A 16,547-nucleotide genomic window follows, 5' to 3' on the forward strand; every position below is an offset into this window, starting at 1 on the left:
GGAGGCTAGGCCGAATCGGGCCCATCGAGCCCAAGGGCCTTCATCTTCTTATACAACGTCGTACGGTTGATGGCCAGATCGTCGGCCGTGGCCTGGCGGTTCCAGTCGTTGGCCTTGAGCGCCTTGCGGATGATGCGCTTCTCAGGCTCTCGCAGCGCATCGGCCAAGGGCGTGGGCACCCACGGCGATTCCTGCTCGACCTGGCTGCTTGGACCGGTCGCGGGCGTCAGCGGCCCGGTGGCGTTCTCGATGACCTGCTGGGGCAGATCGTGCAGGCCGATCGTGGGCGTCCGGGTCAACACGGCAGCGCGCTCGACGATGTTCTGCAACTCGCGAACGTTGCCCGGATAGGTGTACCGGCGCAGCGCGTCGATCGCCTCGTCGCTGAAACCAAGCAGCGTCTTGCCAAGTTCTTCGGCGTGCTGCTTCAGGAAGTGCTCGGCCAGCATCGGCACGTCGTTCACGCGATCGCGCAACGGCGGAATCTCGATCTTCACCACGTTGATGCGGTAGTAAAGGTCCTGGCGGAACTTGCCCTCGGCCACCAGGGCCTCGAGATTCTGGTTGCTGGCCAGAACGACGCGCGTATCGACCTCGATGGTCTCGTTGCTGCCCACCGGTTCGAAGCGCCGCTCCTGCAGCACGCGCAGAAGCTTGAGCTGCATGCCCGGGCTGGCACTGTTGATCTCATCAAGGAAAAGCGTGCCGCCGTCGGCCGCGAGGAATCGCCCCGCCTTGTCCGCGTGCGCACCCGTAAACGCGCCCTTGACGTGGCCGAAGAGTTCGCTCTCCAGCAGCGTCTCAGGGATCGAGCCGCACGAGATCTCGACGAATGGCTCGTTCCGCCGCGGGCTGTTCTGGTGGATCGCCCGCGCAATCAGGCTCTTGCCCACGCCGCTCTCGCCGGTCATGAGCACCGTCGTCCGGCTCGGCGCGACGGCCTCGATCAACTCGAAGATCCGCTGCACGCGATGGTCGCGCCCGACGATGCCCTCGAGCCCGTATCGCCCTGCGAGTTGCTGCTTCAGCCGGCGGTTCTCGCTGAGCAGCTTGTGCTGGCCCAGCGCGCGCTCGAGCGATACACGCAGCTCGCTGTCGACCACGGGCTTGGTCAGGTAGTCGCTCGCGCCCAGCCGAAGCGCCTCGACGGCCGACTCGATCGTGCCATAGCCGGTGAGCATGATGACCGCCGCGTCGTGCTCCTTCTGGATGTGCGCGAGCAGGTCCATGCCGCCCATGCCGGGCATCGAGACGTCGCAGATGGCAAGGTCGAACGGGTGCGGCACGCGGCTTGGACCGTCGGTGTGCTGCTCGGCTTTGGCCAGCGCTTCCATGGCTTCGGCCGCATCGAAGGCCGTCGCCGCTTCGTAACCCTCGCGCGTGAGGAACTCGGCCAGACTCTCGGCGATGATCGGATCATCGTCGATCACCAGCACCTTGTGCGTGCCAGTAGACTTTTTGCCAGGGGCTGGAGCGGCTTCGGTGGGCATCGAACTCACCCGATGCTCTGGGCGCCGCGGTCCTGCGGCACGGGGTAGCGGGCTCGCAGCACGGCCCCGCCCCCGCGGCTGGGCGTCAGTTCCAGCGTGCCGCCCATGTCTCTGGCAACCTCGGCGCTGATGGCAAGCCCCAGGCCGAAGCCCTTCTCTTTGCTCGTCACCCCGGGCTCGAAGAGTCGGCTGGAGGCGACCGAGAGATCCAGACCCGGACCGCTGTCGCGGATCTCGAGCACCACCTGGGTTCCGTCGCCCTCGTCTTCTTCCAGTCGCAGCGACAGCGTGACCTTGCCAGGCTTACCCGACCGCTCCACGGCTTCGATGGCGTTGCGCAACCCATTGAGGATCAAGGGGTAGATCGGCCCCGCCGCGACCCTTTCCACCCCGGGTTCCAGACGCCCCTCCAGCTTTGCCAAGGCCTCGGCCGCAGCCGGCCCGACCACCGCCAGCGCGTGCTCGGCCGCCTCAGCCAGAGAAATGGGCGCTCCACGAGCGATCGTGGGCGAGCCAGGCCCGCCAGGGGCCCCACTTAGCGTGGCGTGGAGGATGTCGCACATCCGCTCCATCGCCTGGTAGGCCGTGTTCACGTGCTGGCGAACGCCATCCAGTTCTTGCACGGCCGACGCGCTCAACTCCGCGTCAAGCGACTGCCGCGCCAGGGCCAACTGCCGCATCGACCCGTCGAGCAGATTGTTCAGGTCGTGGGCCAGGCTGGTCAGCTTGTCGGCCACGGGGACCATGCCCTGCACGCCGGGTGCCGGACGACGCGACGGCCGGGGATCGCCCTCGGGACCCTGATTGTCTCGATGTTGCTCCATCGCATCGGTCATCGGCCGGTGCAGGGCTCGGGCTGTGTTGCTTCCGTGCAACACTTTGGCACATAATGTTCTCGGACGTTTACGACCGACAACATCCCGACCACACGCGCAGGAAGTGCGCCTCGGACTCAGGCGACGCCCAACGCCTCGGCATCGCGGTCGCTGAGCATCCCGCCGTCGGACCGCTCCTTCACCGTGCCGTCGCGCTTCCAAGATCGCTCGCAGCGCGGGTCGGAGCCATGGTCGGTCACGGCGATCTCGGCCGAGCCCACCTCCACCTTGCTCACGCCCAGCAGGTCGGCCAGATCGACCGGATCGAAGCCGTCCAGCAGCCCGTCGGCATTGGGCAGAGCTACCCATGCGTCCAGCGGGTTGTCGATGTCCTTGCCGCCCTTCTCCGCCGGGCCGCGGGCCTGCTCGATGGCGGCCAAGGCATCATCGCGCAGATCCATGACCTTGGCCCACCGCTCATCGGCCGACACGCCGCTGGCGGGCAGCACGGTCTCCAGGTGCACGCAGGTATCTACGTCGTCCTCACCCACGCGTCGCAGGGCCCGGAAGGCCTCGTCTGCGGTGTGGGGCAGGATGGGCGCCAGCAGGCGGCACAGCCCGTCGGTGACGTGGCGTAGCACCGTCTGCGTGCGCCGGCGGCGGGCGTTGTCCGGCTTGTCGCAATACAACCGGTCCTTGATGGCCGCCAGGTATACCGCGCTCATCGAGTCGTTGCAGAACGCATAGAGCTTCGCGTGCGCCACGCGGAACTCGTACTTCTCGTAGGCCGCCAGCACATCGCTGGTGAGCGCATCGAACTGCGATAGTGCCCATGCGTCGATGCTGGTGGGCTCGATGCTCTTGAGGTCAACCCCGTCTCCCGGCTCGAAGTCGCCCAGGTTGCCCAGCATGAAGCGGAGCGTGTTGCGCACCTTGCGGTACGCCTCGCCCGCGATCGCGAAGAACTCGTCGTCGACCTTGGCGTCGTTCTCGTAGCTCAGCGAGGCCACCCACCACCGCAGCACGTCGCAGCCATACTTGGTGAACAGCGCCTCGATGGTATCGCCGCGGCTCTTGCTGAGCTTCTGGCCGTCCTTGTCGACCATGAAGCCGTGCGTCACCACGGCCTTGTAGGGCGGCCGACCCATCGACCCCAGCGAGCAAGCGAGGCTCGACTGGAACCAGCCACGGTGCTGGTCGCTGCCCTCGAGGTACAACTCGCTGGGGAAGACGCCCAGGCGGTGGCGCATCACGGCGTTCCACGTCGCGCCACTCTCGAACCAGACGTCCAGGATGTCCTCGCCCTTGCGCAGCTCGCTCTTGCTGACGCCCTTGAGCTCGCTCGGCAGGTCGGCATCGTCGGCCGGGTTCCAGTTTGCCAGCAGTTCGCTGGGGCTCTCGGTAAACCACGCGTCGCTACCGCGCTCGCCAAACACGCGCGCCATCTCGCGGACGAGTGCGGGCGTAAACACGACCGTGCCGTCCTCGGTATGGAAGGCGGGGATGGGCAGCCCCCACGCGCGCTGGCGGCTGATGCACCAGTCCGGCCGGCTGTCGAGCATGCCCTTCAACCGGTTGCGCGCCCAGGCGGGGTGGAAGTTGACGCTCTCAGGATTGCTCGCGTCGACCCAGTGCAGCGAGCGCTCGCGCAGGGACTTCTTTTCGTCGCCGCCCACCGTGAACTGACCATCGATGCTCACGAACCACTGCTCGGTGCTGCGGAAGATCACCGGCGTCTTGCTCCGCCAGTCGTGCGGGTAGCTGTGCATGAATTTGGCGCTGTGGAACAGGTGCCCGCTCTCGCGCAAGCGCTCGGTGATCGCCTCGTTGGCCTTCCAGATGTGCTCGCCCGCGAGCCACTCGGGCGTCGTGTCGTCGTAGGTGCCGTTGCCCTGCACGGGGCAGTAGACCGGCAGCCCCACGCGCTTGCCCGTGTCATAGTCCTCGGCGCCGTGGCCGGGCGCGGTGTGCACCAGGCCGGTGCCGTCCTCGAGCGTGACGTACTCGGCCTCGTAGATCGTCCAGCACTTGTCCTCGCACTCGACGCCCTGGCCCTTGGGCGTGTACTGGAGGAACGGGTGGCGGTACTTGAGCCCCACCAGCGAGGCGCCGGTCGTCCTTGCCAGCACGTGCACGTCCTCGGCCTTGCCCATCTTGGCGACCGTGTCGAGCAACGCCTCGGCGACGACGGTGAGATTGCCATCGATGCGCGCAAGCACGTACTCGAACTTCGCCCCCACCGCGACGGCCAGGTTCGCCGGCAGCGTCCAGGGCGTGGTCGTCCAGATCATGAAGCTGGGGGTCTGGCCCGGACGCTCGGCGTCGGGGATGCCGAAGGCGTCGTAGACCTTCTCTTTATCCGCGGCCTCGAAGTCGACGTAGACCGAGATGTCCTCGCGGTCCATGTATTCCAGCTCGGCCTCGGCCAGGGCCGTCTCGTTGGCGATCGACCAGTGCACGGGCTTGAGCGCCCGGTACACCAGCCCGCGCTCGCACAAGTCCGCCAACACCTCGGTCACGGCCTTCTCGAACTGCGGCTGGATGGTCAGGTAGGGGTGCTCGTAGTCGGCCATCGTCAGCAGGCGGATCATCTGCCCGCTCTGCAATTCGACGTACTTCTTCGCGTACTGCTCGCACTCGGCCCGCACCTGCGCGCGGCGCTCCCAGACGTCGAGCCCGTCCAAGTCCTTGATCTTCTTGCTCTTGACCAGCTCGCCCATCACCTTGTGCTCGATGGGCAGGCCGTGGCAGTCCCACCCGGGCACGAAGGGGCAGTCCTTGCCCATCATGGTCTGGCTGCGGACCACGAAGTCCTTGAGCGTCTTGTTGGTCAGGTGGCCCAGGTGGATCGAGCCGTTGGCGTAGGGCGGACCATCGTGGAACGCGAAGTCCGGGGCATCCTCGCGCTGCTCGCGAAGCTTCTGGTAGATGCCCGCCTTCTGCCACCGCTCCACGCTGGCCGGCTCGTTGTTGACCAGGCCCGCCCGCATGGGGAAGGCGGTCTCGGGCAGGTTCAGGCTCTGGCGGTACTTGTTCTTGTCGGCCTTGGACTGGGTCGATCCGGTCATGGAGAGCACTCCGCGATGGCCGGCCCGCGGGGAATCGCTCCCAGGCGGGCTCGCTCGTTGGTCGTGGGCGGGGATGGTACGGGCGCGGGCGCTGGCACCCGCGGATCGGCGAACGGCGGCGGCGGCCCCTCAGCGGGGCGTCGTAATTCGGAGCGTCGCGTGGGCCGGGCCGGGGAGCATCCCCAAGTGTACGCGGGGTGTTTCGCCGGCGGGCCGGCCCGCTCGCGGCGGTATCCTTGATAAACCGCCCGCACCGCGGGCCACGCTCCCGGGGGACCCACCATGACACGCAGCCTGCTCGCCCTGGCCGCCATCGCCATCGCGCTTACCATCGCGAGCCCGGCCCACACCTGCTCGCGGGTGCTCTGGGTCACCAAGGGCCAGGGCGCCCTGGTGGGGCGCAACATGGACTGGTTCGAGGACATCAAGAGCAACATGTGGCTGCTGCCCCGCGGCATCGAGCGCAACGGCATGGGCAGCGGCCCCGTCGCCCGGGCCGACGCCAACCCCCTCACCTGGACCAGCCGCTACGGCTCGGTCATCATCACCGCCTACGACGCGGGCACGGCCGACGGGGTCAACGAGGCGGGGCTGGCCGGGCACATGTTATATCTGCCCGAGACCAGCGTGCCCGAGCGCGACGCCGGCACCCCCGGCCTGTGCATGTCGATGTGGGTGCAATATTATCTTGATAACTTCGCGACCGTCGCCGAGGCCATCGCCCACACGCGCCAGCACCCCTACCAGCTGCGCATGGCCGTCGAGCCCACCAGCGGCAAGCCGGCCACCGTGCATATCGCTCTGAACGACGCCACCGGCGACTCGGCCATCCTCGAGTGCATCGACGGCGAGCTGACCATCTACCACGACCGGGCCCACACGGTCATGACCAACCAGCCCACCTTCGACAAGCAGCTCGAGAACTTACGCCAGTACCGCGGCTTCGGCGGCGACAGGCGGCTGCCGGGCACCCACGAGCCGGCCGATCGCTTCGTCCGCGGCGCGTATTACAGCAAGAACCTGCCCGAGCCGACCAGCGAGCGCGAGGCCGTGGCCGCCCTGATGAGCGTGATGCGCAACACCAGCGCCCCCTTCGGCGTGGCCGACCCCGATCGCCCCAACGTCTCGACGACCGTCTGGCGGACCATCACCGACCTCTCCCGCCGCGTCATCTACTTCGACTCGGTGTTCAGCCCGCAGGTCTTCTGGGTGGACCTCAGAAAGCTCGACTTCGGCGAGGGCTCGGGCGTCCGGAAGCTCACGCTTGTCGACCGCTACGACCACCACGGCGATTCGAGCCGGGCCTTCGAGCCCGCCGCCATGTTCGACTTCCTGGGGCCCGAGGGCTGACGGCGGCCCCCGGGGGCCCGGGCGCGTGGCATGGTCCGGATAATGAGCGTGCCCGGGCGACCCGGGGACGCGCTCAGGCGACCCGGGGACGCGCTCGGGCGACCCGGCGACGCGCCCGGACGGCCCGGGTGGGGCCAGCGGGTGCACGACCGCGCCCGTGTGGCGGCTCGCCGGCCGGCGGGCCGATACCAACCATCCCCATTCGCCCCCGCCGGCGGGCCGCTATCTTTCGCACGCCCGGCGCGGGTCCATCCGCCCGCGCGTGGGCCCGTGGAGGACGCCGTGGCCGACCTTGATCGCCCCGCACCCAGCCTGGAGGCACTGGCCGAACTCGGCCGGTCGGAGGGGCTGCGCAAGGCCCGCCTGCTGCCCGCCGGGCTGCGGGCGATGGCCCTGGGCGAGGCCCTGCCCTGGCTGGAGGGCAACGACCGGCATCGCGCCGCCGCCTGGCTCATCCGCCGCGCAGGCCGTGGCGAGGGGCTCGAGGGCCTCAGCGCCGCCATCGCCCGGGTAGGGCAACTGGTCTTCGGCGGCCATGGCATCCCGGCCGGCCAGGAGGCCCTCTTCCAGCTCGCCCGGCAGTGGCAGGCCATCCCCGAGTCGCTGCGGGCGGCGGCTCTGGATGCCGCCGGCCCGGCCCGGTGGGTCCGCGCCATCGAGCGTTCGACGCTGCTGGAAGACCCCAGGGCCCGGGCCTGCGCCGCCGAAGTGGCCGGGCTGGTGGGCGGGCGGCTCGGCTCGCTGAGCGCCCTGCGCCTGGTGGGGCCCATGCTGGCCGACGACGACCGCGGCGTGGCCATGGCCGCCGAGCGGGCGCTGGTCCGAGCGACCGGGCGGGCCGCCGAGATCGACCTGGCCGCCATGCACACGCCCGGCGACCCCGAGGCGGGCTTCGAGGCCGGCGAGCCAACCGAAGCGGCCACGGTCCAGGGCGTGGAGGAAGTCATCGCCCGCGCGGTCATCGACTTCGATCAGCACCGCCGCTTCGGCGTGCTGCTGGCGGCCCTGGCGCTGCTGGGCGAGGCCACGACGTCGGCCGGGCGGCGCGGCGTGGGCACGCCCCTGGGCCGCTGGCTGGCCGGCAAGCCCACCGGCCCCAACGCGGGGGCCCACGGGGCCCTGCGCACCGTGCTGCGGAAGGCCGACCTGCCCCTGGCCCGCCGGCGAGCGCTCTCGTGGATCGTGATGGACCACCTGGCCCAGGCCGCCGGCGATCGGCTCAGCCGGGCCAGCACGCCCGCCGAGCACGAGGCGGTGCTCGAGCGGGCCTACCTGACGCGCCGCCGCCTCCGCGCCAGCCGCGTGGCGGGGCTCCAGGCCCGGCCCCGCCTGCGGCAGACCGCCGCGGGGCTGGCCGGCGAGGACGCCACGCCCCCGCTGGACTGGCCCGAGGCCTGCCCGGTGCCCGGCGAGGCGACCATCGAGCGGCTGGAGCCGGCCGCCCGCGCCGGGCTTGCCGAGTGGCTGGCGGCCTTGCAACTGGACCGCCAGGTCCGCGCGCGCGTGCTCGCGCCGCGGCTGGGGGACGACGAGACGCGGGTTCGCTACGCCCTGGCGCGCTTCGCGCCGCCGACCATCGTGGAAGACCTGGCCTACGACCCCGACGCCTCGGTGGCGCGTTCGGCGGCCCTGCACCTGAGCCGCCTGGGCGAACCCCTGGAAGCCACGCCCGCCGCGACCCAGCCCGTCGACGCGTGGATGGCCCGGCTGGACCGCCATCCCGACGAGGTCGTGCGGATGATCGGCCGGCAGGAACTGGCCCGCGCCGGCAAGCTGGGCGCCGGGCCGCTGGCGGCCTGCTCGGCCCGGGCGGCGCTCAAGCGCACCGACGCCGGGGGCTCGTGGCTGCTCGAGGCCATCGAGTCGGGCGAGCCCGCCCGGCAGATCGAGGCCATGGTCCTGGCGCGCCGCCTCCGATTGCCCGCCACGCACGAGGGCGTGCGCGATGCGTTGCTGGCGGCCGTCATGGCCGCCGGGCCCGCCGGGGGGCTGGCCGAAGACGACGAGCGGCAGCGCGTGGCGGCCTCGGCCGTTCGGGCCCTCTCGATCGCCCCGGGCCGGGAAGTGAGCCGGGCCATCGAGGCGGCCTGCGGCTACCCGGCCGCCCGGGTGCGGGCCAACGCCATCGAAGCGATCGACGATCGCCGCCGGCGCGGGCTGATCGAATCGCCGGCCGACCGCTTCGTCGAGCTTGCTGGCGATGCCCACCAGCGCGTGCGCGCCAACGCCGTGCGAGCCGGGCTCATCGGCATCGAGCGCAAGCCCGATCGATCCGCCAGGCAGGCCAGCGAGGCCGCCCTGCGCACCATGCTGGGCGACGAGCGGGCGGCCCACCGCGTGTCGGGCCTGTGGGTGGCCGGGCGCGTGCTGCGGCGTGGGCCCGAGCTGTCGCTGGGCCGAAGGTGGACCGAGCTGGCCGCCGTCATCGCCGACATGGCCCGCCACGACAGCGACCCGGGCGCCCGCGCCCGCGCCGCCGCGTGCCTGGGCAGCCTGGAGGCCGAGGCCCGCCAGCGCTGGCAGCGCGGGGCCAACCGCGGGGGCAACGGCAAGCGAGAGAAGGGCGCGGTGGCATGAAGCGCGGAAGCCTGTGCATTGTTATGTTGGTGCTGCTGCTGGCGCCCGCCGCGCTGGCCCAGGATGCGTACGAGACCGGACCCATCGAGATCATCAACGAGGGCGCGCCGGTTGACCAGCCGCAAGGCGAGCCCGAGGCCGCCGGCTCGTGGACCGACGCGTTGACCCCGGCGATGAAGCTGGGCATCGTGATGGTCGCCGTGGGCGTGCCCATGGCCGTCGTGGTGCTCGGACGCGTGTGGCGCAGCCAGCCCGAGCACGAGCGGGCGTTGATGCTGCTGAGCGTCTCCATGGGCCGCGGCCGGGCGTTCCGCCACCGCATCCGCTCGCTCTCGGGCGCACACGGCCCGGGCAGCCGCCCGATCTCGCCCATCGCAATGCTGCTGGCCCCCCGCGCCTTCGACGCCGCCCTGGACCACGCCACCCACGCCGAACGCGCCTACGGCGTGCCACTGCGCCACGCGGTGCATGGGTTCAGGAAGAGCTGAGCAAGGGGCACAGAGCGCCGTGCTTCAGCGTACCGCCACCGATCCCTGCTGAAGTACCAGGATGCTGCCCCAAGACCGGTCGGTCGAACCGCTTCCAATTCGCACGACTTCGGGTGACTCCAAACGCGGGCGTAGCGCTTGGTTTCGACACCGAACGCGCCGCGAGCCGACCCCCCGAACCACGCGATGCGTAGGCTGGGAACGGCGCGGCCGCGGCGCGTTGGCGGCGGTCGAGATCCCGCACCCCTGCCCGGGCCGCGGAATCAGCGACGCCGGCGCACCAGCGCGCCCATGCCCACCGCCAGGATGACGGCCGACCCGGGGGCCGGCAGAATCGCCAGTGCATCGACGTTGGCGAATTCGTTGAAGCTCAGCGGACCCTGGGAGTCAATGCCCAAGTCGCTACCAAACGCGTAGACCGCGAACAACCCCGAGAAGTCCGTAAAGAAGATGGTCGCCGCGTCGATGCCCGGTGTACCGCCCGACAGCGACGCCAGCGAAGCGGAGCCCGGCGACAGGCTGAAGAGGGCAAAGTCCGGCCCGCCCGCGCTGTCCCACATGATCAGGGCGTCCAGGTCGTCGGTACCGACGCCCAAGCTGTCCAACCCAATTAAGCCGGCGCCGGCGTACACGCCCGAGGACCCGCCGGGCATGACCTTGTAGATGTCTCCGGGCGTGGCCGTGATGACCGGGGGCTCGGAGTGGAAGTACGGCACGTCGTTGACCATGTCGCCATTAATGTCGAGTTTGCCCTGGACCAGGTTGTACGCGTCGATGTTATCGTGGCTGCCGGGCGTGATCGGAGGCGACGGGAACCCGGGCGGGACAGTGACGCCCGGCCCAAGCCCTGGCGTGAGCCCAAAGACGGACTCATCCAGAACGAGGAGGTTGCCCCCGCCCACGCCAGCAGTTGGCAGCACGCCAGCAAACGTTGGCACCGGCGCGCCAATGGGCGCCAGTGTGCCCTTGAAGGCTTGCGGATGGGTGAACGATGCGGTCGACGAATAGATATCGCCCGGATGCTGATTCGCGATGTTCTCGGCGAGCAACGCCGTTCCGGGCAAACCGGTCGTCGCCCGATCGACGCTGAACTGCAGGTTCAGCCTGGGCAGCACGGCGGGCGTCACCAACACATGGTCACCACTCAAGGCGTCCAGGTACGGGCTTGGCGCCCGGACGTGCGGCGGCACGCCCGGGCCGATGCTGCCAAGCAGGATGTCTCCGTCGATGTAGCCGAACGAGAGCGAAGGCGACGGCCCGACAACGCCCGCGAGCGTCGCGGGAAGCCCGAAGCCGTACGGATCCTCGGCACTCTGGAATGGCGGCACGGGCACGCCGACGATGGGCATCGACGGATTGTCGTCCAACGAGTACTGCCCCGGCTGCGCCGCCGCGCTCCCGCCAAGGACGAGCAAGCCCGCGGCCGCCAACGCGACCCCGATATGATGCGTCTGCGCTGTCATGTCTATCTCCTCTACCGCCTGATCAGCCCCGGACGAGCAAGACTTCACCGTCTCCCCCCCCCACGTGTCAGCGGCATTGTGTGCCAAACTAACAACGCCGCGCACCGTTGCCAAGAGGGAAACTTCCCCGTTCAGAGCCTCTGCGTATGAACACCCAAGACGCCCACATGAGCCATTCTGAACCCGCGTCGACGGCCGGCACTCCCGCGGACATCGCCATCCTCGGCGCCGGCGCGGCCGGGCTGATGGCGGCCATCAGCGCGGGGCGAGCGCTGCGCGACTCGGGGCGGCCCGGGCGCATCGTCCTGCTCGATGGCTCGAAGAACGTGGGCGTCAAGATCCTCGTCGCCGGCGGGGGGCGGTGCAACGTGACGCACCACGCCGTCGACGAGAAGCAGTACGCCGGCTCGTCGCGCAACACCATCCGCAAGGTCCTCCGTGCCTTCGGCGTGGCCGACACCGTCGCGTTCTTCGAGGAACTGGGCGTTGCGCTCAAGCGCGAGGACACGGGCAAGCTCTTCCCCACCACCGACAAGGCCCGCACCGTGCTCGACGCCCTGCTGGGCGAGGTCGACCGCCTGGGCGTCGAGCTGATGAATCCCTGGCGCGTGGCCAGCGTCGAGCGCGAAGGTGAAGGCTTCACCATCCACCGCGCGCAAGCCGAGGGCGCGCTGCACGCCGACCGGCTCATCCTCTGCACCGGCGGCATGGCCCTGCCCCGCAGCGGCTCGGACGGCGGTGGCTACCAATTCGCCCGCGCGCTGGGGCACACCATCACCGAGCGCGTGTTCCCCGCCCTGGTGCCCTTGATCGTCGGGCCCGACTCGCAATGGCTCACCGAACTGAGCGGCGTGAGCTGCCGGGCGGCCATCGAGGTACGCGCCGGCACCGGCAAGAAGCTCGCCCGCTTCGAGAACGACCTGCTCTGCACACACTTCGGCCTCAGCGGCCCGGGGCCGATGGACGCCTCGCGCTACCTGACCGCCGCGCGCCACGGGGACCGCGACGCCGCCCTGTTCATCTGCTGGATCGACGAGCCCTTCGAGCGCATCGATGCAAACTTACAAGGCCTCGGCCAGCGCACGCCCATGGGCTACGTGCGCGAGCACCTGCCCGAGCGCTTGGCGCGGGCGCTGTGCGAGCGGGCGGGCGTCGATCCGGCGACCCCGGGCAGCCAGCTCACGCGCGACGGCCGGCGCGCCCTGGCCCACCTGCTGGCCGCCACGCGCGTGGTCGTCTCGGGCGACCGCGGCTTCGCCCACGCCGAGGTCACCGCCGGCGGCGTGCCGCTCACCGAGATCAACCCTGCCACGATGGCCAGCCGCGCGTGCGAGAATCTATGGCTTGCCGGCGAGATATTGGATGTCGACGGGCGGATCGGGGGGTTCAACTTCCAGTGGGCGTGGGCGAGCGGGTGGCTGGCGGGGCGAAATGTTCTCGATGCCTGGTTACTTCAGCGATGACCACGCGAGCATGGCGACGAGGATGACGGCAAATGTCGCGACGCTTGCGATGGCCACGCGCGATGTGATCTTTGCTTGAAGTTGAGGTCGAAGCCCGTTCCAGCACGCCAACCCGCCAGCTAGCAGCATAAGCCCGCTGAGGGCGATGAGCCAGGACGGCGCACCGAGGCGTACGAGGTCTTCGGTATCGCCCACCGGCAGGACGATGGCGGTCGCGAGATACGCACCATTCGCGACCAAGCAGAAGCCCGCGAAGCCTCGGGCGAAGGCGTGCCACCTGCTGCGACAGGTTCGGAGCACGAGCCAAATCAAGGCGGGCAACGCGGAACCAACCGCTGGCCCGGCGAGTACGACGAACATCGGATTTGGGTTTCGAGAGAGATCGGTTCTCGAAAACTTCAGCGGATGCCACACGATGTCGGCGACGCTTCCACTACTCAGCCAGGCGCCAAGCACATGGCCGAACTCGTGCACGAGCATCATCGTGTACCACGAAGTGAGGGTCGCCGAAACGAGGAATACGGCAAGCACCCATGTGGGCAAGGTGTTCCGGGATTGCTGGCCTCGCTCCGAGAATTCTGTCATGCCCGTTATTTCTCGAACAGCTTCGACCGATCCGAGAACGCCTTGAACTCCAGCGCGTTGCCCGAAGGGTCTCGGAAGAACATCGTCGCCTGCTCGCCCGGCTGGCCCTCGAAGCGCACGTAGGGCTCGATGACGAACTCGACGTTTTCGCGACGCAGCTTCTCGGCCAGCGTCTTCCATGCATCCATGCCCAGCACCACGCCAAAGTGCGGGATGGGCACGTCGTGGCCGTCGACGGCGTTGGTCGGGGCCGCCGCTCGCGATTCATGGGAGAGATGCGCCACGATCTGGTGGCCGAAGAAGTCAAAGTCGATCCAGTGGTCGCTGCTGCGGCCTTCTGGACAACCAAGCAGCCCGCCATAGAACGCACGGGCGGCTGCGAGGTCGTGCACGGGGAAGGCAAGGTGGAACGGGTCGGGCATGGCTCAGTTCCCCTCCAGATCGATGTCGCCGGCGAAGTACCAGGATGCCGCGTGATCCTTCCCGAGTTCCTCGCCGCGAAGGATGGCCCGCAACGCTTCCACCGCAATGGCGTTGTGCCGCAGCACGGCGTCGTGGAACTCGCGCTCGGTCATGTCGCCGGTCTCGACCAGTTCCTCGTGCAGCGCCCGGAACTGCAGCCCACCCAGCATGTACGCCGCCTGGTAGAGCGGGGGATAGTCGCCGTTGACCGAGCGGCGAACCTCGGCCGTGGCATTGCGGCGCAGGTGGCCGACGTTCTCGACCAGGTAGTCCACCGCCTCCTCGGCGGTGATCTCACCCAGGTGGAACCGCAGGCTGAAGATGATGCGCGCACAGCGGTGCATGCGCCAGAACAGCATGCCCACGCGGTCTTCGGGGCCCTGCGCAAAGTCCATGTCCCACAGCCGCATCTCCCAGTAGAGCGCCCAGCCCTCCATCCAGAAGGGCGTGTAGAACAAGTCGCGATGCGTGCGGTAGCGCTCCATCATGAAACGCTGCAAGCCATGCCCGGGAATCACCTCGTGGTGCACCACGGCCCTGGAAAAGTGCCGGTTGTTGCCGCGCATGCTGGCAAGCTTGTCGGCGTGCTCCATCGAGTCGGTGGGGTACGACACGATGATGGTCTCGCCACCCAGGAAGTACGGGCTGACCTGCTGTCGCGCGGGCGACATCATCGACATCCGCCACGTCTTCTTGCACAGCTCGGGCACGGTGATCAGGCCGTTGTCCTCGATGAACGCCGTCGCCTCGTGGGCCATCTCGGCGATCATCGCCGGCTGCTCGCCCGGCGGCACGTGCTGGTCGCGCACGTGCTCGAGGGCCGCCTTCCAGTCCTTGCCGAAGCCCAATTCGTCCGAAGCCTGCAGCATCTGGTCGAGGCACCAGTCGTACTCGCGCTCGGCGATGGCGATGAGTTGCTCGGGCGTGTAGGCGATCATCTCGTGCTCGAGCATCCTCAGCAGCACGTCGCGGCCGACCGGGTCGCCGATGACCGGATCCTCGTCGCCCTTGATGCCCGCGACCTTCTCGCGCAGGGTCTCGGAGTGCGTTCGCAGCGCAGCCGAGCACGCGTCGTAGGGCTTCTCGCACCACCACGAGAACAGCGGGTCGTAGCCGTCATAGAAGTTGTACCAGGACCGCAACCCCCACGCGAGCCGGTCGAGCTGGATGGCCGCCCGCCTCGCCAGCACGCGGTCGCGCTCGCCCTGGGCTTCTTCCAGCTCGCCTGTCGCCTCCGCGATGCGTTCGGCCAGCTCGTCCAGCGTCTGCGCCGCCTTGCGCTGGTCCAGGGGCTCCAGCCGCCGGCGCGCTTCGAGCAGCCCCACGATGGGCTCGACGAACGGCACCAATGGCTCGATCTCGGCGAGTTGCTCGCGCTCGTACTCGGCCTGATCGATCTCGAACCGCACGTGTTCGCGCAGCAGCACGTGCTCGGCCTTGCCATCCACGTCCAGCGCGTCGAAGTCGACCGAATCCAGGCGCTCCAGCCATTCGCGATGGAACGCCTCGCCGCGCTCCAGGGCCGAGGTCGACATCGGCGCATCATGGAACCTTCGCACGCTGCCCAGATCGGCCCGGTACCGCTCGATCAACCCGGCCATGGTGGGCAGGCTGGGGTCAACGTCAGGCGACGCGGGATCGGCAAGGATGAGAACGATGGCGGCGATGATGGCGTGCAGCATGCAGGCATGTTACGGCAACAAGCGAAGGGCCCATCGCAAGACGCAAAAAGGGCCCGGCGTGTGCCGAGCCCTTCTGAAAACCAGAATCGGGGTGAGAGGATTCGAACCTCCGACCTTCTCGTCCCGAACGAGACGCGCTACCAAGCTGCGCTACACCCCGGAAGGTCGAGATGGTACGCCGCCACCCGCACCGGGGCGACCGAGGCCCATCCTGACCGACGTCCGATCAGTTCTGGATCTTGGGCTCGACCAGGTACACGTTGTCCTCGACCGTCGATGGATCGCCGTCCGGGCCCGCCGAGTAGAAATAAGGCCGGCTGTTGGTCGTCAGGCCCCCATCGGCATCACCCTGGGCCGGATCGCGGCGGATGTCCGACGGGAAGTATCCCGTGGCGGGGCTCGGAGCCGGGCCCAGGATGGCATCCACGGCCTCGGCCGAGCGGCGGACGCCGTGGAACGCCGGGTGCACGAACCGAATCGGGTTGCCCCAGGCATCGAGCACGGTGGGCAGCAGCGGCTCGCTGTCACCGGGCATCGGATCGGGCGCGGTCCCGTAGGCAAACTCGCGGTAGTTCTTGGTGTCCAGCCCCTCGAGCAGGTTCGAGACGCCCGAGACCCGCGTGGCCTCGGCCAGGAACACGCCCACGCTGTTGATGGGCGTGCCCGTCGAATCATCGACGGCGTCGGCCATCGGGAAGTAGATGACCGTGCCCGTCACGGCGCCCTCGGGCAGCCGCGGATCGATGATCGACGCCGGCGGGGCCGAGTCGGTCGCCTGCTCGTAGCTGTTGAGCACGTTATCGAGGGTCTTGAGCAGGTCGCGCGTCTGGCTGACCTTGCCGCCCTCGACCACGCGCGAGCCCACGGCCAGGCCCAGGGCGATGAGCACCGAGATGATCAGCACCACCACGAGCAACTCGATCATCGTAAAGCCACGCCGGCCGATCGCTTGCCGCATCATGTTCACCATCGAATTCCCCTCCCGCGTCTTGGATATGCCGGCCAGCCGGAGTCCGGGCCCATCACCCGCCCCAGCCTGCACCCATGGTACTGCCACCGGCCGCTCCGGTGGCTTCTCGGGGAGGGAGGCCGACCAGGGGTCCA

The 16,547-nt window shown here is 69.2% G+C and carries 12 protein-coding genes and 1 tRNA gene; 4 read left to right on the forward strand and 9 right to left on the reverse strand.

Annotation, left to right across the window (positions count from 1 at the left end; all coding sequences use genetic code 11):
• Positions 1–5 precede the first annotated feature (5 nt).
• The 3 genes from RIE32_07315 to ileS all read right to left on the reverse strand — a co-directional run bounded on the left by RIE32_07315 (position 6) and on the right by ileS (position 5,373).
• Positions 6–1,490, reverse strand: a complete 1,485-nt coding sequence (locus RIE32_07315; protein ID MEQ9096056.1) for a sigma-54 dependent transcriptional regulator — start codon at positions 1,488–1,490, stop codon at positions 6–8.
• A gap of 5 nt (positions 1,491–1,495) precedes the next feature.
• On the reverse strand, positions 1,496–2,326 hold the full coding sequence (locus tag RIE32_07320) for an ATP-binding protein (GenBank protein ID MEQ9096057.1): 831 nt from the start codon (positions 2,324–2,326) through the stop codon (positions 1,496–1,498).
• Between the two features lie 116 nt (positions 2,327–2,442).
• Positions 2,443–5,373: an isoleucine--tRNA ligase gene (gene ileS / locus RIE32_07325; protein MEQ9096058.1), complete on the reverse strand. Its 2,931-nt coding sequence runs from the start codon at positions 5,371–5,373 to the stop codon at positions 2,443–2,445.
• A 282-nt stretch (positions 5,374–5,655) separates the two neighbouring features.
• Between ileS and RIE32_07330 the strand changes: the two genes are divergently transcribed.
• From RIE32_07330 to RIE32_07340, 3 genes are all read left to right on the forward strand, one after another.
• Positions 5,656–6,723 (forward strand): linear amide C-N hydrolase, encoded by a 1,068-nt coding sequence (locus RIE32_07330; GenBank protein ID MEQ9096059.1) that lies wholly within the window; start codon positions 5,656–5,658, stop codon positions 6,721–6,723.
• 282 nt (positions 6,724–7,005) lie between these two features.
• Entirely contained in the window at positions 7,006–9,300 is a 2,295-nt protein-coding gene (locus RIE32_07335) for a hypothetical protein (GenBank protein MEQ9096060.1), read from the forward strand.
• Complete coding sequence (locus RIE32_07340; protein ID MEQ9096061.1) at positions 9,297–9,788, forward strand: hypothetical protein; 492 nt, start codon at positions 9,297–9,299, stop codon at positions 9,786–9,788. The genes RIE32_07335 and RIE32_07340 overlap by 4 nt, the downstream gene beginning before the upstream one ends.
• 263 nt (positions 9,789–10,051) lie before the next feature.
• On the opposite strand, the gene RIE32_07345 is transcribed toward RIE32_07340, so the two are convergent.
• Positions 10,052–11,251, reverse strand: coding sequence for a hypothetical protein (locus RIE32_07345; protein MEQ9096062.1), 1,200 nt, complete (start codon positions 11,249–11,251; stop codon positions 10,052–10,054).
• Between the two features lie 146 nt (positions 11,252–11,397).
• Here RIE32_07345 and RIE32_07350 point away from each other — a divergent pair, with 146 nt between their 5' ends.
• A complete protein-coding gene (locus tag RIE32_07350) occupies positions 11,398–12,714 on the forward strand; it encodes an NAD(P)/FAD-dependent oxidoreductase (protein MEQ9096063.1) in 1,317 nt (438 codons plus the stop codon).
• Here the strand turns inward: RIE32_07350 and RIE32_07355 are convergent.
• The 5 genes from RIE32_07355 to RIE32_07375 all read right to left on the reverse strand — a co-directional run bounded on the left by RIE32_07355 (position 12,700) and on the right by RIE32_07375 (position 16,404).
• Positions 12,700–13,299: a M50 family metallopeptidase gene (locus RIE32_07355; protein ID MEQ9096064.1), complete on the reverse strand. Its 600-nt coding sequence runs from the start codon at positions 13,297–13,299 to the stop codon at positions 12,700–12,702. The two genes, RIE32_07350 and RIE32_07355, sit on opposite strands and share 15 nt — an antisense overlap.
• A 5-nt stretch (positions 13,300–13,304) precedes the next feature.
• Complete coding sequence (locus tag RIE32_07360) at positions 13,305–13,721, reverse strand: VOC family protein (GenBank protein ID MEQ9096065.1); 417 nt, start codon at positions 13,719–13,721, stop codon at positions 13,305–13,307.
• Between the two features lie 3 nt (positions 13,722–13,724).
• Positions 13,725–15,443 carry a DUF885 family protein gene (locus RIE32_07365; protein ID MEQ9096066.1) on the reverse strand — a complete coding sequence of 573 codons (1,719 nt, stop codon included), beginning with the start codon at positions 15,441–15,443 and terminating at the stop codon, positions 13,725–13,727.
• Positions 15,444–15,529: 86 nt separating this feature from the next.
• Positions 15,530–15,603, reverse strand: a tRNA-Pro gene (locus tag RIE32_07370).
• A 66-nt stretch (positions 15,604–15,669) separates the two neighbouring features.
• Positions 15,670–16,404: a type II secretion system protein gene (locus RIE32_07375; protein MEQ9096067.1), complete on the reverse strand. Its 735-nt coding sequence runs from the start codon at positions 16,402–16,404 to the stop codon at positions 15,670–15,672.
• Positions 16,405–16,547: the final 143 nt, after the last annotated feature.

This window comes from Phycisphaerales bacterium (assembly GCA_040221175.1).
Taxonomy (GTDB): domain Bacteria; phylum Planctomycetota; class Phycisphaerae; order Phycisphaerales; family UBA1924; genus JAHCJI01.